Consider the following 23,823-nt stretch of genomic DNA (forward strand, 5'->3'; position numbering starts at 1 on the left):
TTCCCTCCCGAGGGGTGTGACGGCTGTCTCAGGTCAGCATGTCATTCGAACCTGAGAACGGGCTCCCCCGATGAGCCGTCAAAGTGCCCCGCTGCAGAAGTTCGGTGGCCGCCGCGACCATGCCGCCGTACGCCGCCCAGGTCAGACTGCCGCCGGTCGACACCCGCCGGACGCCCGTCCCGGCCAGATCGCTCACGCTGGGACCACCGTGCAGAGCTAGGACATTCACGGGTACGCCGACCGCGCCGACCAGCCGCCGGATCTGGCCCAGGTCGGTCAGCCCCGGCGCGTAGACGCAACCCGCGCCGGCCGCGGCGTAGGCCCGCAGCCGTACGATCGTGTCGTCCAGATCGGTGACCCCGTACAGGTGGTTCTCCGACCGGCCGGTGAGCACCATCCCGTGCCGGGCACACACCTCGGCCGCGGCGGCGATCCGCCCGGCCGCCTCGTCCACCGTCTCGATGGCGTCGGCGGCCGGGTCGTAGTCCTCGATCGAGACGCCCGACGCACCGGCCTCGGCCAGCGCCTCGACGGTGGCGGCGACGTCGTCGTACCCGCGTTCGGCGTCCACCGCGACCGGCACGCTGACCGCGCCGGCCAGCGCCCGCACGTGTCCGATGAGCTCCTCGGCGGTCACCGTCTGATCGGTGCGGCCCAGCGTGGCCGCGAACCCGGAACTGGTCGTGGCCACCGCCACGGCCCCGAGACTCTGCAGCAGCCGGGCCGACCCGGCGTCGAACGGGTTGGGCAGCACGAAGGTGCCGCTGCGGTGCAGGTCACGGAACCTGGCCCGGGCTTCACTGATCATCGGGTGATGGTAGGTCGTGTCTCGTGGATCGGCCGAGTGCGAGGCGCGGTTCAGCCTCTAGCCTGTCCGGGTGTTCGCACATGAGGTGGGTTCCGGAACCCCGTTGGTCCTTCTGCACGGCTTCGGTCTCGATCACCGGAGCCTGCTCCCGCTCGATCCCGTCTTCGAGCGTTCCGGCCGGTGGCGGCGGATCTATCTCGACCTGCCCGGCGCGACCCGGACACCGGCCGACGGGATCAGCGGCTCGCAGCAGGTCGCCGACGCGGTGGTCGACCAGGTGCGGGCGCGGACCGGCGAGGAACCGTTCGCGGTGCTGGGCAACTCGTGGGGCGGGATGATCGCCCGGCACGTCGCCCACGAGCTGCGTTCACAGGTGCTCGGGCTCGCCACCGTGGCCGGCGTCTTCGTCGCCACGCACGCCGACCGGACCGTGCCGCCCCGCACCGTCCTGCGGCAGGAACCGGCGGTCGAACCGATCCTGGGCGCGGCGGTCGAGCACTATCGGGAAGACGCCGTGGTGGAGTCGGCCGACGGCGCCCGGGCGTTCCTGGAACACCTCCTGCCCGGCATCGAAGGCGCCGACCAGGCCGCCCTGGACCGCATCGGGCGGCGCTACGCGCTCGACCGCGAACCCGAGGATTCGCCGCCCTTCACGCGACCGGCTCTGCACATCACCGGCCGGCAGGACGACGTCGTCGGCCACCTCGACGCCTGGCGCCGGGTCGATCACTACCCGCGCGGGTCGTTCGCCGTCCTCGACGCGGCCGGCCACAACATCCTCACCGAGCAACAGGACCTGTGCGCGGCGCTGATCACCGACTGGCTTTCGAGGATCCGGCGGTACAGCTGACTCTTACCGCCTTACCGCCTTACCGCCTCGCCGGCGGGGATCCGGCGGGACAGCTGAGAGAATCGGATCATGTTGCAGCGCTACGACGAGCGGAACGCCGACATCCGGTACTGGATCAACGGGGTGCTGCGGCACCGGGACGAGCCCGGCCTCTCGCCCTTCGACTCGGTCGTGCAGGGCGGGGACGCCGTCTGGGAAGGATTGCGGCTCTACCAGGGCAAGATCTTCGGCTTGTACGAGCACCTGGCGCGGTTGCGGCGATCGGCCAAGGCGCTCGGGTTCGCCGACATCCCGGCCGACGACGTCATCGTGGCGGCGCTGCGGGAGACGTTGCACGCCAACGCGATGACCGACGGCGTGCACGTGCGGCTCACGCTGACCCGGGGGGTCAAGGTCACCAGCGGTATGGACCCGCGGCTCAACCGGGCCGGCGGCACGCTGATCGTGCTGGCCGAGTTCAAGGCGCCGGTGTACGACACGAGTGGCCTGCGCCTGGTCACCGCGAGCGTCCGGCGGCCCGGCCCGGACGTGCTCGACCCGAAGATCCACCACAACAACCTGATCAACTCGATCCTGGCCAAGCTCGAGGCCAACGTGGCCGGGGCCGACGACGCGCTGATGCTCGACGGCCGGGGCTTCGTGGCCGAGACCAACGCCACGCACCTGTTCGCCGTCGGTGGCGAAGCGCTCTTCACGCCGTACGCGATGGCCTGCCCGGAGGGCATCACCCGGCAGACGGTGCTGGATCTGGCGGCGCGGCACGGCATCCCGGCCGTCGTGCGGGACGTGTCGCTGCCCGAGATGTACGCGGCCGACGAGGTCTTCTGCACCGGCACGATGGGCGAGATCGCCGCGGTCACCGAGATCGACGGCCGCCCGATCGGCGCCGGCGCCGTAGGCCCGCTGACCAGCCGGATCGCGGCGATCTACCGTGAGCACGCGGCGGCCAACGGTGTCGCCGTGAGCTAGCTGCCTCGGCTTCCTAGAGAAGACGGCTGATGCCACCGGTCCAGATCGGGAGGCCGACGGCCAGCATGGATGCCACGTCGGCGTCGGCCGGAGCGATCGACAGGCCGGACGCCAGAGCCTGCCGGGCCGCCGACACGATCGCGTCGAGCTCGTCGCCGGCGCGGAGCAGGGCGTCGACGAACGGGCCGTCCCCGCCGCGGCTGACGATCGGGATGCCTCCGCCGGCTCGCGCCCGATCGTAGGCGGCGGCGATGGCCGCGTCGCTCGCGTCCGGGCCGGCGTGGATCTCGATGACCGGTGCGCCCTCGGCGAAGAAGGCGTCGGCCAGGCGTAGCTCGCCTGTGCGGGGGTGGACGGCGGAAACGGTTCCGTCCACATTCGCTCCGGTGGTTCCGGTGGTCTGGGCGGCCGCGGCGGTCTGGGCAGCCCCGGCGGGACGGGACCGGCCCTCGGCCACCGCTTTGAGTGAGAAGTAGTTGTGGCTCATGCCGGCCGTCACCGGCGCGGCGGCCAGCCTGTTGAAGGCGTCGGTCTCGATCGGGAAGGCCTCGTCGACGGTCATGTCGAGGCTGCGCGTCGCCACGTCCAGGACGGCCGGGTAGGTCAGGAGCGGCGTGCCCTCGACGCGGCCGCGAACCTGTTCCGCGAGGTCAGCCGGGCGGCCGGGAACGCGATAACCGGGCTGCTCCCAGCGCTGCCCGAACGGGGCACGCTGGGCCAGCACCCACTCGCGGGCGGCGGCCACGGCGGCGTCGCGCGTCGGGGCCAGGTCGTCCACCAGACCCGCCCGCAGCGCGGCCTCGGGCCGGTAGACCGAGCCCGGGCCGATGACGTCCAGAACCGTCGCGGCCACGCCGAGCATGCGGGTCACGCGAACCGTGCCGCCACCGCCCGGCAGCACGCCCATGGCCGTCTCGCCCAGGGACCAGACGACGTCCGGGTCGTCGACGCCGACCCGGTGGTGACAGGCCAGGGCGATCTCGACGCCACCGCCGAGGGCCGAGCCGGTGAGCGCGGCGGCGACCGGCCGGCCGAGCTTCTCCAGGCGCCGGAGCTGATCCTTGAACGGGACCATGAGCCCGTAGAGCTCGGCCGCCTCGTCCGCCGGAACCTCGGCGGCGACCATGTCGGGTCCGGAGAAGAACGAGTGCTTGCCCGAGGTAACCACGGCGCCACGCAGGTCGGCACGGTGTGCTTCCAGCTCGTCGAGACACGCGTCGAGGCCGGCGAGGTGGCGACGGTTGACGGCGTTCGACGTGCGGCCCGGGTCGTCCAGTGTGATCACGACGACGCCGTCCGCGTCCCAGACCCAGCGGACGGCGCCTGACTGTTGGACGTTCATCATACGGTGAACGTAGGTGATAGTTTGATTTACGTCAAACAGTGGGGGAGTCATGGATCCTGAGGCGGAGGTCGTCGAGGTTCTCCGTGCCCTCGCCGACCCGATCCGGCTGCGCATCGTCCAGGTCCTGGCCGACGGAGCGGCCCACTTCAAGGGCGACGAGGACTGGGGTTGCTCGGTCCACAAGTCGACGCTGAGCCACCACTTCAAGATCCTCGAACAGGCCGGGATCACGCAGACCACCATCGTCGGCCGCCAGCACACGATCCGCCTCCGCCGCGCCGACCTCGAGTCCCGTTTCCCCGGCCTGATCGACGCCGCCCTCCGGCGCCCGCCCCTGGCGCCACCAGCCCCTGAGGCCACCAGCCCCTGACGGCGTTCGCCCTGATGGCGCTCTCGGTCGCCCGGTCGCCCCTGATGCCGCCCACCTCTGACGGCGCCCACCCCTGACGCCGGGCGCTCCCGCCAGCGAGTTTGGTCATCACGCCGGCGACGCAAGGGGGCTGGTGGTCAGTGAGCCTCGGTCGGGCGGCGGGCGGTGAGCTGGGCGCACAGGGCGTCGAGGGCGCCGGTGGCGCGGGCCAGCCCGAGATGGTCGACGTAGTCGCGTGACTCGACGATGAGGCCGTCGCGGATGCGGAAGACGATGACGGCGGGCGCGGTCCAGCCGGTGTCGCCGCGGTAGGTGAACTCGCCGACCAGCACCTCGGGGTCGGCGGTGTGGTGGACGCGTACATCTTCTACGCGTACGCCGGACAGGGTGCCCGTGCCGGCCGTGGCGAAGTGCCGGCGGAGGGCCTCGCGGCTGCGCAACGGCGTGTCGCCGAGTGGGGCCAGCGGGTGCCGCACATCCGTTTCCGGGGCGTAGAAGCCGGCCAGCCGGTCGGCCTGGTCGCGATCGCCGTTCTGCAGGCGGCAGGCGCCGTCGAGCAGGGCGCGGAACGTTTCCTCGGGGGTTCGCATCGTCTTCGGCCCTTCTAAGCGGAGTTTAGACTCCGAATGATACGGAGTCGCGACTCCGAATGGCAAGGGGGAAGATGGTCTGATGCGGAGCGACGCGCGGGCGAATCGGGACCGGGTGCTGGCCGCGGCCGAGGAGGTCTTCGGCGAGTCCGGCAACGCCGGCTCGACCGAGGAGGTCGCGCGCCGGGCCGGGGTCGGTATCGGCACCGTCTTCCGGCACTTTCCGACCAAGCGGGCGCTGATCGAGGCCACGGTCATCCGGCACCTTGCTCTGCAGGCGCATACCGCGCGGGCGCGGGGCGAGAGCGGCGAGGCGGGGGCGGCGTTCCGGGCGACGTTCCGCGAGATGGTCTCCGGTGCGCCGGCCAAGCTCGCGCTGGTGTCGCTGCTGGGGGAGCCCGCCGCCGCGGTGGAGTCGGCGGCCGTCGAGGTGCGTGACGCCGTCGGGGAGTTGCTGGCCCGCGGGCAACAGGCCGGTGCGGTGCGCGCCGACGCGACGGTGGACGAGGTCTACCTGTTGATCAGGGCCCTGGCCAACGTCGGCGGCGACCGGGCCGTCGTCGACCGGGCGGTCGACCTGGTGCTGGACGGGTTGTCCCCGCCTCCTTCGGCCTAGTCACCCGGCGCTGAGCCCCTGCTGTCCCGGCGGTTTCGTTCTGGTCATCCGGCGCTGAGATCGCGCCCCTCCCGCGGCTCTCGGCCTGGTTATCCGGTGCTGAGGTCGGCGGCGATGCCGGCGCAGATCGGTTCGACGGTGGCGTACTCCTGGCGGACGGCGGCCAGGGTCGAGTGTGGGTCGGGGCGGCGTCCGGTGCGCGCCTCCTGCTCGATCGCGGCGAAGAGCCCGGCCAAGGCGGTGATGCCGAGGTTGGTGGCCGATCCCTTCAGGGCGTGGGCCTGATCCCGTATGGCCGGGATGTCTTCCTGTTCGAGCAGGCCGGCCAGGCGGTCGACGGCGGCGGGGGTCTTCGTGAGCCAGGAACGGAGGAGGCGGGCGAGCAGTTCACGTTCGGGGCCGGTGGGTTCGCCGCCGCTGATCTCGGCGAGCCGGGCCCGGATGGCGGCGGCGCGGTCCTGCGGATCGGTCACATCGGTTCCATCGACCGATTCGGTCGCGGAGTTAGGACCGAGGGAAACGCGGACTCAGGGGCCCCGAGAGTCGTGGTGTGAGGGCTGAGGCGGACGCGCGGTGTCTGGTTCTCGCCGTGACCGATTCGGGCGAACGCCACATCTGGTTGCGGGCGGGGCGATAACATTTCCGCAGATGGTGAAGCGGGGCGATTCGAATGTCTATGTATCATCCGATGATCTTGGTGGTCGACGACGACCTCGATGTTCTGCAGACCACTTCGATGATGATGCGGAATCGCGGATTCGAGATTCTGACCGCGACCAACGGGCCCGAGGCGCTGGAATTGTGCCGGCGGTTCCGTGGGCAGATCGACGCCGTCGTCGCGGATCTCTCCATTCCCGGTGACCACAGCAATTTCACCCACACCGTGGCCGTGGAACACCCGAACATCAAAATCATCTACGTCAGCGGCATTCCCCGGCACATCGCGCTCTCCTCGGGCCTGGTCGAGCCGGAAGCACCGTACGTGGAGAAGCCGGTCAGCCCGGACGTCCTCGAGAGCCTGATCCGGGGCCAGGTCACCGGCTTCATCCCGGCCCGCGACATCTGGTGACCGCGGCCGGGCCGCCCGCGCAGGGATGAGGGCCTACGCCGCGAGGCGGGTCAGTGCGTCGACCAGGCTGGTGTCGCCGGCCAGGTCGGGGGCGAGCAGGGTCAGCACCTCGCGGGGGCTGGCGGCGCGGTCGGCGTAGGGCTGGGCGCCCTGGTCGTTGACGGGAGCGCCGACGCCGCGGAGGTGGGTGATCCACGCGGCCAGGGCTCGGGTGGCGCCGGTGGCGGGGCGGCCGGCGGCCCGTTCGCCGCGCAGGACCGGCAGGACGCGGATCGGGATCTTCTGGGAGCCGTCGGCGGCGATCTGGGCCAGGGTGTGGCGGATGCGCGGGTTGGCGAACCGCTCCAGCAGCGCCGCACGGTAGTCGGCCAGCTCGGCCGCCGGGAGCGGGACGTGCCGGACCGCCTCGTCCCACCACTCGTCCAGCCAGGCCCGGCACCGAGGGTCGGCCACGGCGTCGGCGATGGTGGTCAGGCCGATGGCGCTTCCGGCGTACGCCAGCAGCGAGTGCCCGCCGTTGAGGAGCAGCAGCTTGCGGTGCTCGTGCGCGGTCACGTCGGTGACGACGCGGGCGCCGGCCTCCTCCCAGGCGGGGCGGCCGCGCGGGAAGTCGCCTTCGAGCAGCCATTCGGTGAACGGCTCGGTCACCACCGGGACCTCATCGACCGGGCCGGCCGCGGCGACGGCGGCCACGTCCTCGGGCGTCGTACGCGGGGTGATGCGGTCGACCATCGTGGTGACGAAGGAGACGTTGTCGCGGATCCAGGGCAGCAGCGCGGGTTCGGCGGCGGCGGCGAAGTCCATGGTTACGCGGGCCGTCGCGACGCCGTTGCCGGGCAGGTTGTCGCAGCAGACCACGGCGATCGGGCCACCGTAGGCCAGGCGGCGGGCGTTCAGGCCGGCGGCGAGCCGGGCGGGGACGGTCGTCATCGGGGATCCGGTGCGGAAGGCCGAGATGTCCGCGCGTACCTCTGGATCCTGATCGTCGAGACCGCCGCCACGGGCCCGGCGGTAGGCCGCCTCGGTCACCGTCAACGTCACCAGGCTCAGCTCACGCCGGGTCAGGACGGCCCGCCAGCTCGCGAAGTCGTCGCCCGGGCAGGCCTCGGCGATCGAGCCGACGACCTGGAGGTCGTCGCGGTCGGGCCCTCGTACGATCAGGGTGTAGAGGCCGCCCTGCTCGGTGAGCGAGGTCGCCAGCGGCCTGGACCGGCCGGTGAAGGCCGCGATCCCCCAGCGGCCGGCGTCCGGCGCGGCCGCTGTGTACCAGGCTTGGTGGGCGCGGAAGAAGTTGCCCAGTCCGAGGTGGGCGATGCGGACCGGTGGCCGGGTGGCGCGGGCGAGGCGATCGGCGGGCATGATCCCCATCCTGCCGGAAAACGCTGTGACACAGCAGGGTTGCGGGCGGGTGGGCCGGCGGCAACCGGCGGACCCGCCCGCAACTTCGCGCCGGGCGGAGGGCGCAGGGGCAAGGCCTGGGGCCTAGTCTGCTCCACGGTTGTTTCGAACGCGATAACGTGCGCGCATGACCCAGACGCGGGTGGCGATGTGGTCCGGTCCGCGCAATGTCTCCACGGCGCTGATGCGCAGCTTCGGGGCGCGACCGGACACGCTGGTGGTGGACGAGCCGCTGTACGCCTACTACCTGGCGACGACCGGCCTCGACCATCCGGGCCGGGCCGAGGTGCTGGCCAGCCAGCCGCACGAGTGGGACGACGTGGCCGCCGCGCTGACCGGCCCGTTGCCCGACGGCGTACGCGTGCACTACCAGAAGCACATGACCCATCACCTGCTGCCCGAGGTCGGCCGCGACTGGATCGGCGAGCTGGCCAACGCCTACCTGATCCGCGATCCGGCGCACGTGGTGGCCTCGTACGCGAAGGTCCGCGGCGCCCCCGACCTGGCCGACCTGGGCTACGCGCAGCAGGCCGAGATCCACCGCGCCTACGGCGGCCCGGTGGTCGACGCGGCCGACCTGCTCCGTGACCCGGCCGGGGTGCTGCGCCGCCTGTGCGAGGCGCTGGCCCTTCCGTGGACCGAGGCGATGTTGTCCTGGCCGGCCGGGCGTCGCGCCACCGACGGGGTGTGGGCGCCGCACTGGTACGCGTCGGTCGAGTCGTCGACCGGTTTCGCGCCGTACTCGTCCAGCCCGGCCGAGGTGCCCGCGAGGCTGCGGCCGTTGGTCACCGCGGCGATGCCGTACTACGAGGAGATGGCCGCCCACCGCCTCTGAGTCCGGGCTCCCGGGCGGCTGGCGCGGCGGGGCAGTAGGTTGCCCGGCATGACGAAGGACGGTCCAGACAAGACGGTCGAACAGACGGCCGGGGGCGTGGCGATGATGCGGGCGCTCGAACAGCATGCGCGGCAGCCGCTGTTCGCCGATCCGCTGTCGGCCCGGATGCTGGCCGGGTGGCCGGCGGTGGTGGTCGCGCACGGGCCGTTGCGGGCGATCTTCCTGTGGATCATGGAGCGGATCGGCCCGGGGTTCTACGGGGCGGTGATCTGCCGTACGCGCGTGATCGACGACGAGTGCCGGGCGGCGCTGGCCGGCGGGATCGAGCGGGTGGTGATCGTGGGGGCGGGCATGGACACCCGGCCGTACCGGATGCCGGAGATGGCCGCTGCCCGGGTGTGGGAGTTCGACCTGCCGGACGTCCAGGCGGCCAAGCGGGCGCTGCTGCCGTCGGACCGCGCCGGGGTCGCGTACACCCCGCTCGATCTCCAGTCGCCGGACGCGGGTGAGGTACTGGCCCGCACCACGGCTGGGTCCGGGCCGGTGCTGCTGCTGTGTGAGGCCGTCACGATGTACCTGCCGGACGATGCGATCGAGCGGGTTCTGGGGTACGCGGCCGGCCTGCCGCCGGGCAGCCGGCTGATCCTGACCTACCTGCCTCGCGATGTGGCCGACGACATCAAGAACAGCTACTGGTCGCGCCGCCTGGGCTGGCGGGGCGCCTTCCGCCCGGAGGAGCTGGCGGCCCGGCTGACCGAGCACGGCCTGACCCCGCTGAGCGACGTCGGCGCCGAGGAGCACCGGAGCCGCCTGCTGGCGCCGCGCGGCCGCCGGGTCAACGTCTTCCCGGGCGAGCGCGTCGTGGTCGCCGAGCGCTGATTCGACGGAGAGCTTTATCTAACGGGCGATTGTTCCGGATGTAACTTCGGGGAAACTCCTGTTTCCTTCACTGAATCTCGTTCCCAACCCGTTGACCTGGGCGAACGAGGTGATCGAAGTGCACTACAGCGTGGCCGTCGTCGGCGGGGGGCAGGCCGGACTGTCGATCAGCTGGCACCTGCGCCGGCTCGGGTTGGATCACGTCGTCTTCGAACGGGACCGGGTCGGGCACGAGTGGCGCGACCGGCGGTGGGACTCGTTCTGCCTGGTCACCCCGAACTGGCAGTGCGATCTGCCGGGATTCCGGTACCAGGGCGACGATCCGGACGGCTTCATGCCCGGCGCGGACGTCGTCGACTTTCTCGCCAAGTACGCCGCGTCGTTCGATCCGCCGGTGGTCGAGGGGGTCGAGGTGCGCCGCCTGCGGCGTACCCGGGAAGGGATCTTCGAACTGGAGACCGGCGACGGCCGCTGCACCGCCGACCAGGTCGTTGTCGCCACCGGGCCCTACCACCGCCCGGCGGTGCCACGGCTGGCCGAGCGGCTGCCCGGGCGCGTCGTGCAGTTGCACTCGTCGCAGTACCGCAACCCGGCCCAGCCGCCGGCCGGCGACGTGCTGGTCGTCGGCACCGGGCAGTCCGGATGCCAGATCGCCGAGGACCTGCACCGGGCCGGCCGCCGCGTGCACCTGGCGGTGGGGAGCGCGCCACGGGCCGCGCGCCGCTACCGCGGGCGGGACACTCTGGCCTGGCTGGACGAGATGGGCCACTACACCCGCGGGATCGACCAGTTCGGCGACGCCGACCAGGTGCGGCTGCGGGCCAACCACTACATGACCGGGCGCGACGGTGGGCGGGACATCGACCTGCGGGCCTTCGCCCGCGCCGGGATGCGGCTGTACGGGCGGCTGACCGGCATCGACGGCACGACCGTCAGCTTCGGCGACGACCTGGCCCGCAACCTCGACCACGCCGACGCGGTGGCCGACGGGATCAAGGACGCCATCGACGGCTGGATCGCGGCTCGGGGCCGGACCGCGCCGGCCGAGGACCGGTACGTGCCGGTGTGGCAGCCGGGGGACGAGCCGCGGGAGCTGGACACCGGTGCCATCGCGGCGGTGGTGTGGGCGACCGGCTTCCACCGCGACCACCGCTGGATCGAGGTGCCGGTCTTCGACGGGCGCGGCTACCCGACCCACGACCGAGGCGTGACCAGCGTGCCGGGGCTGTACTTCCTCGGGCTGCCGTGGCAGTGGACCTGGGGGTCGGGGCGGTTCGCCGGGGTCGCCCGGGACGCCGAGCACCTGGCCGGCCGGATCGTCGAGGCCCGCCGCCGCCGGGTCGTCGAGGACGTGTCGTGGCTGGCCGGCACCCCGACCGAGACGTACCCGGCGCTGGACTGGTGGAAAGCCGCATGAACGACGGCCATCGGCACCTCGGCGTGCTTCCGGCGTACCCCTTCTATGGCGGCCCTCCGGTCAACCCGGACGTGACCGCCCGCGCGACCATCGACGAACTGCTGAAGGATCTCGACCGGGAGGGCACCGAGCGGGCCCTGATCCTGCCCAACTACGGCGTGCCCGACCCGGCCGTGGCGTTCGGCTTCAACCAGCTGGTCGTCGAGGCGGCGCAACGCGACGACCGGATCCGATGTGGACTGTGGGTCTCGCCGCTCGACCCGGACCGGACCGGCGAGGCCTTGAAACTGGCCGGTGAGCCGGGCGTCCGGGCGCTCAAGCTCAGCTTCCTGCTCGGTGGCGGCGCCGGCGACCCCGGGCTGGACCCGATCTTCGCCGCCGCCCGCGAGCACGACCTGACCGTCCACGTGCACACGTCGCCGGGCGCGGCCTCGGACATCGACCGGGTGGGCGAGCTGGTCGAGCGGTACGGCGACGACACCCGCGTCCACCTCGTGCACTTCGGCGGCGGGATGAGTGGCCACATCAAGCTGATCGGCGGCCGGTTCTTCGACTGGATCGCGGCCGGCAAACAGGTCTACACCGACCTGTCCTGGGCGATCGGTTTCGCCCCGCGCTGGCTGGCGGCCGAGATCGACAGGCGCGGGATCGGGCACGACCGGGTGCTGTTCGCCAGCGACGAGCCGTGGGGCGACCACGCCGGCGAGAAGGCCCGGCTGGCGGCGGCCGTCGCCGGCAGCGAGCTGCGCCGAGCCGTCTTCATCGACAACTTCGACCGACTCTACGGAGGAGCGACATGACCGACCTGACCGACCTCGAGCAGAAGTCCCTCAACGAGATCCCCCACCCGGCGCTGTCCGAGGGAGCGAGCATCTACGGCGGCACCAAAGTGTTCCCCGACTACAAGGCCGAGGAGGGGCAGAGCTACTTCACGCTGGTGCACGGCATCGCACACGAGTCGTCGGTGAGTTTCGTGGCCGTCCTGCAGGCCACCCGTGCGCTGCGCAAGGGGTTCGAGTCGGCCATCTACTTCTACGGGCCGGGCTCGCTCAACTGTCTGGCCACCCGGGGCTTCCCGACCACCGGCACGTCGGCCTTCCCGGGCGAGCACAACATCAACAACTCGCTGAAGACGTTCATGGGCGAGGGCGGCAAGGTGTACTGCTGCCGGTTCGGGCTCTCTCTGCACGGGGCTCGCGAGGAGGACCTGATCGAGGGCGTGATCCCCACCCACCCGCTGGACGTGCAGGACGCGCTGATCCACTACGCGCGCAAGGGCGCGATCATCAACTCGACCTACATGTTCTGAGATGACTCTGGACACGCGGGCCGACCTGGCCGTCCGCGGCGTACGGGTGCCGACACCCGTACGCCGCCCGGCCGGGGCCGGCCCCTCGGACGACGGTCACCTGGTGATCGACGGCCGCAACGCCGCCCTCCCGATCAACCCGGCCAGCCCCTACACCATCGACCGCGGGAAGATCTGGCTCGGCGAGATCGACACCGGGCTCTCCCTGGACGTGGTCCGTCGGCCCCGGTTCTACGACCGCACCACGGCCGACGGCGTGCGCTACGAGCAGATCGCCCGGTTGCACGGCAAGGACGTCCTGGCCACCACCGTGGTGCAGACCTGCGTCAGGTACGCCGAGGATCAGCGTTGCCGCTTCTGCACGATCGAGGAGTCGCTGCGCTCGGGCAGCACGATCGCCGCCAAGACGCCGGCCCAGCTGGCCGAGGTGGCGCGGGCGGCCGTGGATCTGGACGGCGTCCGGCAGATGGTCATGACCACCGGCACGACGACCGGGCCGGACCGGGGCGCGCGAAATCTGGTGCGGTGCGTGCGGGCGGTCCTGGAGGCGGTGCCCGGGCTGCCGATCCAGGTGCAGATCGAGCCGCCGGGAGACCTGTCGGTCATCGACGAGCTGCACGCCGCCGGGGCGGCGTCGATCGGGATCCATGTCGAGTCGCTCGACGACGCGGTACGCCGCGAGTGGATGCCGGGCAAGGGATCGGTGCCGATGGCCGAGTACGAGGCGGCGTGGGATCACGCGGTCGCGGTGTTCGGGCGCAACCAGGTGTCGACCTATCTGCTGATCGGGCTGGGGGAGGACCCGGCGGCGCTCGTCGAGGGGGCCCGGAAGCTCATCGAGCGGGGTGTCTACCCGTTCGTGGTTCCCTATCGCCCGGTGGTTGGCGCGATGATCAAGTCGCCGGCGCCGGCACCGTCGGTTGTTCTCGATATTTCCGACAAAGTCGCGGCGATGCTGCGCGCGGCGGGGATGCTCGGGAGCGATCAGAAAGCGGGATGTGCGGCCTGCGGGGCGTGCGGTGTGCTGCAGGCGGCGGGCGGATGACCGATCTCGTACCGGCGCTGCTCGGGCCCGCCTTCACGATTCTGCCCGCCTCTCGCCGCGCTGAATATCACGCGCTGCGCCAGGAGGTCTTCGTCGAGGAGCAGGGACTCTTCGACCGGCACGACCTCGACGATCGGGATGCCGATCCGCGCACAGTCGTGCTGGTCGCGCGTTCGGCGCGCGGGGAGTTCCTGGGCGGTGTGCGGCTGGGGCCGGCGGTCGACGGGCCGGACATCGGCTGGTGGCAGGGCGGGCGTCTGGTCGTCGCCCCGGCTTTCCGGCACAGCGGTGGGGTCGGTGCGGCTCTGGTCCGGGCCGCCTGCGCCTACGCGGAGAATGCCGGGGCGTTACGTTTCGACGCGACCGTTCAGCCCGCGCGGGAGCGTTCCTTCGCGCGGCTGGGGTGGGAGCGGGTCCGGTCGACGGTCGTCGCCGGGCGGCCGCACGTGCTGATGCGCTGGCCCATCGGCCGCGTCGCCGCTCTCGCCGCCGCCACCAAACAGCCGCTGGGAGCGCTTCTGCAAGGCATGACACCGCCGGGGTACGCCGGAGACGACGGCGCCCCGGTCCCCGGATCGGACCTGATCGCCGCCTGCGACGCGATCGTGCCGTCCATGGTGGAGCGTGACCCGGACTGGGCCGGCTGGTGCTCGGTCCTGGTGAACATGAACGACCTGGCGGCCATGGGCGCCTACCCGGTCGGACTGCTCAACGCGGTCGGCGCCCGGGACACCGCCCACGCCGCCCGGATCCTCGGCGGCCTGCGCCGCGCCGCCGACGCCTGGGGCGTCCCGGTGCTCGGCGGGCACACCCAGCTCGGGGTGCCGGCCGCGCTCTCGGCCACCGCGCTGGGACGCGTCGGCCCCGGCGGAGCCGTACCGGGCGGCGGCGGAAAACCAGGCCTGCGTGTCCACCTCACCGCCGACCTGGGCGGGCGGTGGCGGCCCGGCTATCACGGGCGGCAATGGGACTCGACCAGCCACCGGACGCCCGCGGAGCTGCGGGCCCGGCACGGGATCGTGGCGGCGGCGCGGCCGGCGGCGGCCAAGGACGTGTCGATGGCCGGCATCGTCGGCACACTCGGCATGCTCGCCGAGGCCAGTGGATGCGCGGCGGTGCTGGACGTGACCGAGGTGCCCCGCCCGGCCGAGGCGACGATGGGCGATTGGCTGACCTGTTTCCCGGGCTTCGCCATGGTGACCGCCGGTCCGGTGGAGACCTCTCGTGAGTGCGGCGAACTCGTCGCCGGGCAAGGGGTCCGACTGCGCTGGCCGGACGGAGAGCTGACCGTCGCCCTGGAGGGCGGCGTCACCGGAATGGGGGCGGCATGACCATCGTCAGGATGGCCGCGGTCGCGGAGGAGTTCGATCGGGACCTCGAAGGCGACTTCGCGCGGATCGAGAAGCTGGTCGCGGCGGCGCGGGCCGAAGGCGTACATCTGCTTGCCCTGCCCGAAGCCTGCCTCGGCGGATATCTGGCCGACCTCGACGGGGACGCCGAACAACCACCGGCCCTGCGCGTGGACGGGCCGGAGATCGCCCGGCTCGCGACGATCGCGGGGGACATGGTGGTGTGCGCCGGCTACTGCGAGGAGGACGACGGCGGGCGGCGCTACAACAGCGTGGTGTGCGTCGGCGGCGGCCGGGTGCTCGGCCGCCACCGCAAGGTGCACCAGCCGCTGCGCGAGAACGCCAGCTACGACTCGGGCGACTCGTTCGCCGCGTTCGACACGCCGGTCGGGCGGATCGGCATGCTGATCTGCTACGACAAGGCGTTCCCGGAGTCGGCCCGGGCCCTGGCCCTGGACGGCGCCGAGATCATCGTGTGCGTGTCGGCCTGGCCGGGCAGCCGGACCGACGCGCCCGCCGACCTCGCCGCCGACCGCTGGACGCGGCGGTTCGACCTGTTCGACCGGGCCCGGGCGCTGGAGAACCAGGTGGTCTGGGTGTCGGCCAACCAATCGGGTACGTTCGGATCGCTGCGGTTCGTGTCCTCGGCCAAGATCGTCGACCCCGGTGGCGACGTGCTCGCCACCACCGGCGTCGCGCCGGGCGCGGCGGTCGCCGAGATCGACGTGGCGGCGGCGCTGACCGCGGCCCGGCGGTCGATGGGGCACCTGCGCGACCGCCGGCCCGAGGCGTACTGACGTCATGCTCCGGATCGCCGCGGCGGCCGCCCACTTCGGCCGCGACCTCGACCACTGCCTGGGCCGCATCGGCAAGTTGATCGGCGACGCCCGGGCCGCCGGGGCCGCGCTGCTGGTGCTGCCGGACGCGGCGATCGGCGGCTACCTGGCCGACCTGCGGCACCCCGACCCGGCCGCGCTGCCGCCGGCCCTGAAACCCGACGACCCGATCCTGGAACGGGTGGCCGCGCTGGCCCGCGACATGGTGGTCTGCGTCGGCTACTGCGAGGCCGACGGCGACCGGCGCTACAACGCGGCGATCTGCCTGACCGGCGACGGTGTGCTCGGCCGGCACCGCAAGGTGCACCTGCCGGCGGCCGAGGTCACCGCGTACGCCGCCGGCGACACGTTCGCGGCCTTCGACACGCCCGCCGGCCGGATCGGGATGCTGATCGACTACGACAAGACGTTCCCCGAGTCGGCCCGCACCCTGGCCCTGGACGGCGCCGAGATCGTCGCCTGCCTGTCGGCCTGGCCGGCCAGCATCACCAACGCCGCGCCGAAACTGGCCCAGGACCGCCAGTCCCGCCTCTTCGACCTCTACGACTGCGCCCGCGCCGCCGAGAACCAGATCGTCGTCGTGTCCTCCAACCAGACCGGCGCGGTCGGCGGCCTGCGCTTCCTCGGCCAGGCCAAGGTGGTCGGCCCCGGCGGCAACATCCTGGCCCGCACCTGGGCCAAGGCCGGCCTGGCGGTCGCGTCGCTGGACGTGCCCGGCGAGATCGCGGCGGCCCGCCGGGTCCTGTCCCACCTGCGGGAACTGCGGCCGGACGCCTACCGGTGAAGATCGCGCTGCTGACCTATTCGACCCGGCCGCGCGGCGGGGTGGTGCACACGCTGGCGCTGGCCGAGGCCCTCGCCGCGCTCGGCCAGGACGTCACGGTGTGGACGCTGGCCCGCGGCGGTGGGTTCTTCCGCCCGGTCGATCAGCGGGTACGCCTCCGTCAGGTGTCCTTCGACGAGGTGCCCGGCGAGGACGTCGGCGCTCGGATCCTGCGGTCCATCGAGGTGCTGCGGGCGGCCTTCGACGGTTCCGCCTACGACATCGTGCACGCCCAGGACTGCATCAGCGCCAACGCCGCCGGCCGCTGCGTCCGCACCATCCACCACCTGGACACGTTCACCACCCCCGAGCTGGCCGCCTGCCACGAACGCGCCATCGTCGAGCCGTTCGCCCACCTGTGCGTCTCGGCGGCGGTGGCGGCCGAGGTCCGGGCCGGCTGGGGCATCTCGCCCACGGTGATCCCGAACGGGGTGGACGCGGCCCGGTTCGCGAACGCCGTACCCGACCGCCGCCACGGTCGCTACCTGCTCGCGGTCGGCGGGATCGAGCCGCGCAAGGGTTCACTCGACCTGCTGCGGGCCTTCGCGCGCATCGGCGACCCCTCGCTGCGGCTGGTCATCGCCGGCGGCGAGACGCTGTTCGACTACCGCGCCTATCGGGTGGCCTTCGACGAGCTGGCGGCGGCGCTGGGCGTGACGCCGGAGATCCTCGGGCCGGTCGCTCACGACGAGCTTCCCGGCCTGGTGGCCGGTGCGGCGGCCTTCGCGTTCCCGTCGACCAAGGAGGGCTTCGGGCTGGCGGCGATGGAGGCGCTGGCCGCCGGAGTGCCGGTGGTCGTGCGGGACCTGCCCGTGCTGCGGGAGGTCTTCGGGGCATCGGTGCTCTACGGCAGCGAGCCGGCATCGTTCGCGGACTCCCTGCGTACGGCGATGGAAAAGCCCGACCCGGCCCGCGCCGCAGCCGGACGGGCCCGGGCCGAAGCGCACACCTGGACCGGCACGGCCCACCGGCACCTCGACTTCTATCGATCGCTTTGACCGCTAGCGGCCAGCCGTCGTTCGCGAGCGCCGGCCCCGCCGAGCATGGGCGGATGCCGGACATGGACATGTTCCCCGAGCTGCTCAACCCCCTGCTGGCCACCCTGCGGGCCGCGGGCGTGAAGCTCGGTGACGACTGGGACGCGAGTCAGACCGAGATCAAAGGGTACGAGGACGGCATCGGCGCCGGGCCGATCGGGCTTGCCTTCAACGGTGTGTACCGGCCGGACGCCGACGCCGCCATCCGGGACGCGAACGCCGTGCCGGTCACGTTCACCAACAACGCGGCGGTGGGGGAGAAGGCGGTCGCCGACTACCTCGAAGGGGAGGCCCGGGCACACGCCGGCTTCCGGTTCGACGACACCCCGGACCGGGGAATCTGACGTGGCCGTCGCCGAACCACCGGACGACTACCAGCTGTGGAGCCGAGTCGAGGCGGCCAGCCTGGGCTGGCCGGACACCGACGAGGACCAGATGAACGCGCTGGCCGGGGCGTGGGAGCGGGCCGCCGGGCCGTTCACCACCGCGCGGGACGTGTCGCTGACCGATCTGCGGGAGGCGTGGGGCGACGACGGCGGCGAGATGTACTCCGAACACGTCGACGAGGGCCGCGAGCTGGCCGGCGCCAGTGCCGCCACGCTGAGTGGCATCACGAACGGGGTGAAGGACTTCGCCGGGGTGGTGACCGAGGTCAAGACCAGCATCCGGGACCTGATCACGAGCAATCTGCCACGCTACGCCGAGACGTTGACACTCCCGGACGGGCAGCGCGAGACCGCACAGGCGTACTTCGTGGAGCGGCTGGCCTTCTCGGTCGATCAGATGATCACGCTGGCGGCGGCCGAACTCGCCGGGACCCAGCGGATCGCCGACTACGGAGGCATCGGCGGCTTCCTGCTCGACGGCCTCGGCGACACCCTGGAGAACGCCGGGAACGACCTCACCGGCAAGTGGTACCTAGCCGTCGGTGACGGTTCGGTGGGGGCGGGTGAGGGCCTCACCTCCCGGGTCGCCGAGGTCAAGGCGGCACACGCCGACTTTCTCCGCGGGCGGGCCGACCGATGGCTCGACCAGGCCCGGAACACCCCGACGCTCACCGCCGAGGAGGTCGGCCGGCTCTTCTCGCGAGCCGCCGACGACCAGGCCGGAGCGGTCGCCGCCGCCCGCACGGCGGGGACGCTGGAGACCGTGGCCGGCGTCGGGTCGAAGGCGCTGGGCGGCGGGCTGGCCGCGGCCGGTGGTGTGATCGACGTCGTCGACGGCAGTAAGGAGATTCCGCAGGCCACCGTGTCGAGCGGGGCCGGGTTCGCGGCGTCCTGGGTGGTCGGTGGGGCCGCGGCGGAACTGGCCACCGCCGGGTTCGCGGCCTACGTCGCCTCCGGCGCGGTGATCGGTACGGCCATCCCGATCCCGGTCGTCGGCACGGTCGCCGGGATCCTCGGCGGCGCGGCCGCGGGGCTCATCGCGTCCGGGGCGGTGGACTGGCTGTGGGATGGCGGCGCCCAGACCATCGCCAACTCGGTCGGCGACGCCGCCGGCGAAGTCTGGGACTGGATCTTCTAGGAGCGATTGCTGTGACGACGCTGCCCGATGACTTCCCGCCCGCGGTCTACCTGCCGTGTGTGGAGCACGTCCGCGACCCGGCGCTGGCCCGGGTGGCCCTGCGCGCGACCCGGGACGGGCGGGTGGCGCTGCTGGCGTACTCGGCCCTGGACCGCCTGCACGACTGCTGCGGCCGCGACCAGCCGTGGGTCCTGCTTCCCACCCGGGCCCTGCCCGACCTGCACGAATCCAGCCCGTTCGACCTGCTCTTCGTCGACCTGCGCGTCCCCGCCGGCGCCGGCGACTGAGCCGAACCGGCGCGCGCGTGTCACTCTTGGTCGGGGAGGGTGACCATGGGTGATGGGACGCGGGCTCAGCGGGTGACGTTCGAGTATGCCGGTGCGACCGTCGAGATGGTGGACGCGGTCACGGCGCTGGCGGCGGCGAGGGTCAACCGGGTCGAGCTGTTGCGGAAGGCGAGCTGGCCGGAACCGGTGCGGCAGGTCGAGCTCAGCGTGTTCAGCGAGGGCGACGCGCACGTGCTGGTGGCCGAGATCGCCACCGCGGCCGACCGGTTCACCACCGAGAAGGTGCGGTCGCTGGTGCTCGGCGCCGACCCGATCGGGGTGCTGCTGTCGAAACGGATCGCGCAGGGGGACCAGCTGGCCGCCCGGATCGTCGACGGGGTCGGCAACGCGGCCGTGGCGGCGTACCGCAAGCTCGGTCTTGATCGGGTGCCGCCACCCACCACCCAGCGTGAGCCGGCGACGCTGGCCGACGCCGCGGTGGGGCTGCAGGCGACAGTGACCTACGACGGGACCGGGACGCTGGTGCGGCTGCGGGCCGAGGTGCCGCGCGACGACGTGTCGCCGGCGCACCTGCAGGCCTTCGCCGGGCTGACGCTGCAGACCGTGCTGGAGATCGCGGGACCGGAGAGCCTGGCCGGGCGGCGGTTCACGCTCAGCCGCGAGGCGTTGCCGACCGCACCGACGACCACCCAGGAAGTGACCCTCGACCAGGTCGGCGGGCTCGGGCCCATCGTCGCCGAGTTGCGGCAGATCGCGGTGTCGTTCCGGCATCCGGAGGCGATGGCGCGGTGGGGTGCGCGCCGGCCGCAGGGCATTCTCATGTACGGGCCTCCCGGCACCGGCAAGACGATGCTGTCGCGGGCGCTGGCCAACGAGATCGGCGCCGACTTCCGGGAGATCCGCACCCCGGAGATCCTGGACAAGTGGCTGGGTGGCTCCGAACGCAACATCAAGCAGATCTTCCGCGACGCCCGGCGATACCGGGTGCCGACGCTCATCCTGTTCGACGAGTTCGACTCGATCATCAGCTACGTCGGGCCCGGCGGGGACGCGGCCGGGCAGGCCATCAACGCCGTGGCCGGCATCTTCAAGCAGGAGATGAACGACCTCATCGAGGCCAACCCGAACGTGATCGTGGTGGCCACCACGAACTTCCCGCACCGGGTGGACGAGTCGCTGATCCGCTCCGGGCGCTTCGACGTGAAGGTGTCGGTGCCGAAACCGGACGAGGCCGGCCGGGCCGAGATCTTCCGCAAGATGATCCGCGGGCTGATCTCCGCGCACGAGGCGCCCGGCTTCACCATGTTCGCCGACGACGTCGACGTGGCCGAGCTGGCCCGGACCAGTCACGGCCTGACCGGGGCGGACATCAAGGAGATCCTGCGCCGGGTGCAGCTGGCCAAGGCGATGGAGGACGCGCGTACCGGCGGCCAGGCCGGGCCGATCACCCAGGCCGAACTGGCAACGGCTCTGGCCGAGCTGCGCGGCGCCGGCTGAACGACCGCCACGGCAGCAGGAAAACACTGGTCAGGAGTACGCCGGACAGGATCGCCAGGGAGACCCGGGTGCTGGTCAGCGTGGCCAGCACCCCGCCGGCCACGATCCCGATCGGCTGGGCCACCCGCTGGCTGATCGACCAGGCCGACAGCACCCGTGACATGTTGCCGTCGTCGGTGACCCGCATCCGATAGGTCGTGAAGGTCGGGTTGAACGCGCCCGCGCACAGGATCAGCAGGAACTGCGACACGGTGATCACGAGCAGTCCGCCCAAGCCGGCCGGCGCCACCGCCAGCAGGATCATGAACAGGGTACGGCCGACGCCGAAACCGAGCAGCTTGCCGCGTTCGTCGGGCAGACGCCGGGCGACGAACGCGCCGAGAATGCCGCCCAGGCACGGAACGCCCATCGCGATGCCGTACTCGAACGGGGTCAGCCGCAGCTCACGCAGCATCAGCACGGCCAGCAGCGGCGCCGTGGCCATCACACAGGCGCCGAAGACCAGCGAGTTCAGCCACAGGGCCCGCAGCGCGCGGTGGCCCAGGATGTACCGCCAGCCGGCGGTCAGCTCGTGCAGCCGAGGGGCCGGGTGCCGGGGCGGCGGAGGCGGCTCGGCCGCCCGCAGACGGCGGATGCCCAGCGCCGACAGCAGGAAGGACACTGCGTCGGCGGCCATCGACGCGGTGGCGCCGGCGGCCGAGACGAGCACGCCTCCGAGCGGGGGACCGGCGGAGTAGACCGTCCACAAGGTCATCTCCAGGCGGGCGTTGGCCTCGCCCCGCCATTCGGCCGGGACCAGCGCCTTCAAATGGGCGCCGCTGGCCGCGTTGAACACGATCACCCCGACCGCCTGGACCATGGCGACCACGCACAGCTGGGCGTACGTCAACATCCCGAACGCGGCCGCGACCGGCACACTGACCAGCACCACGAACCGGGCCAGATCGCTCCCCACCATGATCGGCCGTTTGCGCCGGAACTCCACCCACGGCCCGAGCGGCAACGCCAGCAACGCACCGGCCACCCCCGACAGCGCCGACAGCAGCGACACCTGGATCGTCGGAACGTTCAGGGCGATGGTGGCGACCAGCGGCAACGCGCCGATCGCGACGCCGCTGCCCAGCTCACTGATCGAGTACGCCGCCCACAACCGTCGGAAGTCCGGACCCAGCGCCACCCGGGCACCGTATCGCGTCGGCGATCCCGTCCGGTGGCACCCGGCAAGCCGCCCGCGTCAGCCGAACGCCGGAGCGTTCCGGGCGACGATCTCGGCCGCGCGTACCCCGGGTGGCAGGGTGCCGAAGGTCTCGCCGTGGTCGCCGCCGAGGCGGGTCGCGCAGAACGCGTCGGCCACCGCCGCCGGGGCGTGCCGCACCAGCAGCGACGCCTGCAGCACCACGGCCAGCCGCTCGGTGATCCGGCGGGCCTGGCTCTCCTCCGGGCGGGCGAGCAGATCCTTCAGGCCGGTCACGGCGTCGTCGAGCCGCCGGTCGGCGCCGCCCGCCGCCGTCACCTCGGCCAGGAACGCCTCCGCCGCCTCGGGCTCGCGGCCCAGCGTCCGGAGCACGTCGAGGGCCTGCACGTTGCCCGAGCCCTCCCAGATCGAGTTGAGTGGCGCGTCCCGGTAGAGGCGCGGCAGGCCGGACTCCTCCACGTACCCGTTGCCGCCGAGACACTCCAGCGCCTCACCGACCACCGCCGGCTGCCGCTTGCACACCCAGAACTTGCCCACTGCCACGGCCAGCCGCCGGAACGCGGCCTCGCCCCGGTCCACCGCCCCGGCCAGCCGCATCATCAGGGCGGTGGCGGCTTCGGTCTCCAGCGCCAGGTCGGCCAGCACCGCGGTCATCAGCGGCTGCTCGATCAGCGGCCGGCCGAACGCCGACCGGTGCCGCGCGTGGTGAATCGCCTGGGTCAGCGCGGCCCGCATGCCCGAGGCCGAGCCGATCACGCAGTCCAGCCGGGTCGTCGCCACCATCTCGATGATCGTCCGGACGCCACGGCCCTCGGGCCCGACCAGCCAGCCGACCGTGTTCTCGAACTCCGGCTCGCCGCTGGCGTTGCTGCGGTTGCCCAGCTTGTCCTTGAGGCGCTGAATGCGGAAGCCGTTGCGGGTGCCGTCGGGCAGCACCCGGGGTACCAGGAAACAGGAGAGGCCGGCCGGGGCCTGGGCCAGCACCAGGAACAGGTCGCACATCGGGGCGCTGGTGAACCATTTGTGGCCGCGCAACCGCCAGGAGCCGTCGGCCGTCACGGCGGCGCGGGTGGTGTTGGCGCGGACGTCCGAGCCGCCCTGCTTCTCGGTCATGCCCATCCCGGCCAGCAGGCCACGCTTGGTCGCCGGCACGCGCAGGCCCGGGTCGTACTCGCGCGAGGTGAGCGGCGGTCCGTAGGCGGCGGCCAGGCTGGGCTCGTGCTGCAGGGCCGGGATGACCGCGTACGTCATCGAGATCGGGCAGGTGTGCCCGGCCTCGACCTGCGACCAGGTGTAGAGGGCGGCGGCCCGGGCGGCATGCGTCGGGTGCTCGCCCGGGGCCCAGGCCGAGCCGGCCAGCCCCGCCCCGACCGCGGTACGCATCAGCTCGTGCCAGGCCGGGTGGAAGTCGACCTCGTCGATCCGGTTGCCGTAACGGTCGTGGGTCCGCAGCTTCGGCGGGTACGCGTTCGCGTCCTCGGCCCAGCGCCGCGGTTCGGCCTCACCGGCCCGGCGGCCGAGCTCGTGCAGCGCCTCCAGCGACCAGTCGGCGCCCTCCCGCCGGACCGCCTCGAGCAGCGCGGTGTCGGCCGCCACGTCGTACCCGACCAGGGGAGGGGGCTGGTTGAAGACGTCGTGAGTCATGCGTCGAGAGTGGCACGCTCCATCCGGGGGCGAAAATCGGCGGTTGTTCCTCAAATCCGGGCGGTTCGCGCGCGGGCTGCTGAGTGCGGGCGGGTTGCGCGCGGGCGGTTGGAGTGCGGGCTGCTTGAGGC

26 protein-coding genes are annotated in these 23,823 nt (G+C 72.4%); 19 read left to right on the forward strand and 7 right to left on the reverse strand.

The window, feature by feature from the left end:
- Positions 1-28: 28 nt before the first annotated feature.
- A complete protein-coding gene (locus ACGFIO_RS10220) occupies positions 29-808 on the reverse strand; it encodes an isocitrate lyase/phosphoenolpyruvate mutase family protein (protein ID WP_392824587.1) in 780 nt (259 codons plus the stop codon).
- Between the two features lie 70 nt (positions 809-878).
- Here ACGFIO_RS10220 and ACGFIO_RS10225 point away from each other — a divergent pair, with 70 nt between their 5' ends.
- On the forward strand, positions 879-1,658 hold the full coding sequence (locus ACGFIO_RS10225) for an alpha/beta fold hydrolase (protein ID WP_392824590.1): 780 nt from the start codon (positions 879-881) through the stop codon (positions 1,656-1,658).
- A gap of 69 nt (positions 1,659-1,727) precedes the next feature.
- Entirely contained in the window at positions 1,728-2,627 is a 900-nt protein-coding gene (locus ACGFIO_RS10230) for an aminotransferase class IV (RefSeq protein WP_392824592.1), read from the forward strand.
- Positions 2,628-2,640: 13 nt separating this feature from the next.
- Here ACGFIO_RS10230 and ACGFIO_RS10235 read toward each other — a convergent pair whose 3' ends face one another.
- Entirely contained in the window at positions 2,641-3,972 is a 1,332-nt protein-coding gene (locus tag ACGFIO_RS10235) for an enoyl-CoA hydratase-related protein (RefSeq protein WP_392824594.1), read from the reverse strand.
- A gap of 49 nt (positions 3,973-4,021) precedes the next feature.
- Between ACGFIO_RS10235 and ACGFIO_RS10240 the strand changes: the two genes are divergently transcribed.
- A complete protein-coding gene (locus tag ACGFIO_RS10240) occupies positions 4,022-4,342 on the forward strand; it encodes an ArsR/SmtB family transcription factor (protein WP_392824596.1) in 321 nt (106 codons plus the stop codon).
- Between the two features lie 137 nt (positions 4,343-4,479).
- Here ACGFIO_RS10240 and ACGFIO_RS10245 read toward each other — a convergent pair whose 3' ends face one another.
- Positions 4,480-4,932, reverse strand: coding sequence for a nuclear transport factor 2 family protein (locus ACGFIO_RS10245; protein WP_392824599.1), 453 nt, complete (start codon positions 4,930-4,932; stop codon positions 4,480-4,482).
- 82 nt (positions 4,933-5,014) lie between these two features.
- On the opposite strand from ACGFIO_RS10245, the gene ACGFIO_RS10250 reads away from it, so the two are divergent.
- Positions 5,015-5,548, forward strand: coding sequence for a TetR/AcrR family transcriptional regulator (locus ACGFIO_RS10250; protein WP_392824601.1), 534 nt, complete (start codon positions 5,015-5,017; stop codon positions 5,546-5,548).
- A gap of 89 nt (positions 5,549-5,637) precedes the next feature.
- On the opposite strand, the gene ACGFIO_RS10255 is transcribed toward ACGFIO_RS10250, so the two are convergent.
- Positions 5,638-6,021: an Hpt domain-containing protein gene (locus tag ACGFIO_RS10255; protein ID WP_392824603.1), complete on the reverse strand. Its 384-nt coding sequence runs from the start codon at positions 6,019-6,021 to the stop codon at positions 5,638-5,640.
- Between the two features lie 215 nt (positions 6,022-6,236).
- Between ACGFIO_RS10255 and ACGFIO_RS10260 the strand changes: the two genes are divergently transcribed.
- Positions 6,237-6,617, forward strand: coding sequence for a response regulator (locus ACGFIO_RS10260; protein WP_392824605.1), 381 nt, complete (start codon positions 6,237-6,239; stop codon positions 6,615-6,617).
- A 33-nt stretch (positions 6,618-6,650) separates the two neighbouring features.
- On the opposite strand, the gene ACGFIO_RS10265 is transcribed toward ACGFIO_RS10260, so the two are convergent.
- A complete protein-coding gene (locus tag ACGFIO_RS10265) occupies positions 6,651-7,976 on the reverse strand; it encodes a mannitol dehydrogenase family protein (RefSeq protein ID WP_392824607.1) in 1,326 nt (441 codons plus the stop codon).
- 166 nt (positions 7,977-8,142) lie between these two features.
- Between ACGFIO_RS10265 and ACGFIO_RS10270 the strand changes: the two genes are divergently transcribed.
- The 14 genes from ACGFIO_RS10270 (at position 8,143) to ACGFIO_RS10335 (ending at position 20,853) form a co-directional block, all read left to right on the forward strand.
- Complete coding sequence (locus tag ACGFIO_RS10270) at positions 8,143-8,850, forward strand: HAD family hydrolase (RefSeq protein WP_392824609.1); 708 nt, start codon at positions 8,143-8,145, stop codon at positions 8,848-8,850.
- A gap of 48 nt (positions 8,851-8,898) precedes the next feature.
- The gene (locus tag ACGFIO_RS10275) at positions 8,899-9,729 is read left to right on the forward strand and encodes a class I SAM-dependent methyltransferase (protein WP_392824611.1); all 831 of its coding nucleotides are present in this window, start codon (positions 8,899-8,901) and stop codon (positions 9,727-9,729) included.
- 118 nt (positions 9,730-9,847) lie between these two features.
- Positions 9,848-11,146: an MSMEG_0569 family flavin-dependent oxidoreductase gene (locus ACGFIO_RS10280; RefSeq protein ID WP_392824614.1), complete on the forward strand. Its 1,299-nt coding sequence runs from the start codon at positions 9,848-9,850 to the stop codon at positions 11,144-11,146.
- Positions 11,143-11,946, forward strand: a complete 804-nt coding sequence (locus ACGFIO_RS10285) for an amidohydrolase family protein (RefSeq protein ID WP_392824616.1) — start codon at positions 11,143-11,145, stop codon at positions 11,944-11,946. The genes ACGFIO_RS10280 and ACGFIO_RS10285 overlap by 4 nt, the downstream gene beginning before the upstream one ends.
- Positions 11,943-12,455, forward strand: coding sequence for an MSMEG_0572/Sll0783 family nitrogen starvation response protein (locus tag ACGFIO_RS10290; protein WP_392824618.1), 513 nt, complete (start codon positions 11,943-11,945; stop codon positions 12,453-12,455). Before ACGFIO_RS10285 ends, ACGFIO_RS10290 begins: the two co-directional genes overlap by 4 nt.
- A 1-nt stretch (position 12,456) precedes the next feature.
- Positions 12,457-13,500, forward strand: coding sequence for an MSMEG_0568 family radical SAM protein (locus tag ACGFIO_RS10295; RefSeq protein WP_392824621.1), 1,044 nt, complete (start codon positions 12,457-12,459; stop codon positions 13,498-13,500).
- Positions 13,497-14,831, forward strand: coding sequence for an MSMEG_0567/sll0787 family protein (locus ACGFIO_RS10300; protein ID WP_392824623.1), 1,335 nt, complete (start codon positions 13,497-13,499; stop codon positions 14,829-14,831). Before ACGFIO_RS10295 ends, ACGFIO_RS10300 begins: the two co-directional genes overlap by 4 nt.
- On the forward strand, positions 14,828-15,646 hold the full coding sequence (locus tag ACGFIO_RS10305; protein ID WP_392824626.1) for a carbon-nitrogen hydrolase family protein: 819 nt from the start codon (positions 14,828-14,830) through the stop codon (positions 15,644-15,646). The genes ACGFIO_RS10300 and ACGFIO_RS10305 overlap by 4 nt, the downstream gene beginning before the upstream one ends.
- A gap of 4 nt (positions 15,647-15,650) precedes the next feature.
- Positions 15,651-16,469 (forward strand): carbon-nitrogen hydrolase family protein, encoded by an 819-nt coding sequence (locus ACGFIO_RS10310; RefSeq protein ID WP_392824629.1) that lies wholly within the window; start codon positions 15,651-15,653, stop codon positions 16,467-16,469.
- A complete protein-coding gene (locus tag ACGFIO_RS10315; RefSeq protein ID WP_392824632.1) occupies positions 16,466-17,506 on the forward strand; it encodes an MSMEG_0565 family glycosyltransferase in 1,041 nt (346 codons plus the stop codon). The genes ACGFIO_RS10310 and ACGFIO_RS10315 overlap by 4 nt, the downstream gene beginning before the upstream one ends.
- A gap of 53 nt (positions 17,507-17,559) precedes the next feature.
- Positions 17,560-17,889, forward strand: coding sequence for a hypothetical protein (locus tag ACGFIO_RS10320; RefSeq protein WP_392824634.1), 330 nt, complete (start codon positions 17,560-17,562; stop codon positions 17,887-17,889).
- A 1-nt stretch (position 17,890) separates the two neighbouring features.
- On the forward strand, positions 17,891-19,069 hold the full coding sequence (locus ACGFIO_RS10325) for a hypothetical protein (protein WP_392824637.1): 1,179 nt from the start codon (positions 17,891-17,893) through the stop codon (positions 19,067-19,069).
- An 11-nt stretch (positions 19,070-19,080) separates the two neighbouring features.
- The gene (locus ACGFIO_RS10330; RefSeq protein WP_392824640.1) at positions 19,081-19,356 is read left to right on the forward strand and encodes an SAV_915 family protein; all 276 of its coding nucleotides are present in this window, start codon (positions 19,081-19,083) and stop codon (positions 19,354-19,356) included.
- Positions 19,357-19,401: 45 nt separating this feature from the next.
- Positions 19,402-20,853 (forward strand): ATP-binding protein, encoded by a 1,452-nt coding sequence (locus ACGFIO_RS10335; RefSeq protein WP_392824642.1) that lies wholly within the window; start codon positions 19,402-19,404, stop codon positions 20,851-20,853.
- On the opposite strand, the gene ACGFIO_RS10340 is transcribed toward ACGFIO_RS10335, so the two are convergent.
- Complete coding sequence (locus tag ACGFIO_RS10340; protein WP_392824646.1) at positions 20,801-22,030, reverse strand: MFS transporter; 1,230 nt, start codon at positions 22,028-22,030, stop codon at positions 20,801-20,803. The genes ACGFIO_RS10335 and ACGFIO_RS10340 overlap by 53 nt on opposite strands.
- A gap of 57 nt (positions 22,031-22,087) precedes the next feature.
- Complete coding sequence (locus tag ACGFIO_RS10345; RefSeq protein ID WP_392824649.1) at positions 22,088-23,692, reverse strand: isovaleryl-CoA dehydrogenase; 1,605 nt, start codon at positions 23,690-23,692, stop codon at positions 22,088-22,090.
- Positions 23,693-23,823 lie beyond the last annotated feature (131 nt).

It is taken from the genome of Actinoplanes sp. NPDC049265 (assembly GCF_043197135.1).
Taxonomy (GTDB): Bacteria; Actinomycetota; Actinomycetes; order Mycobacteriales; family Micromonosporaceae; genus Actinoplanes.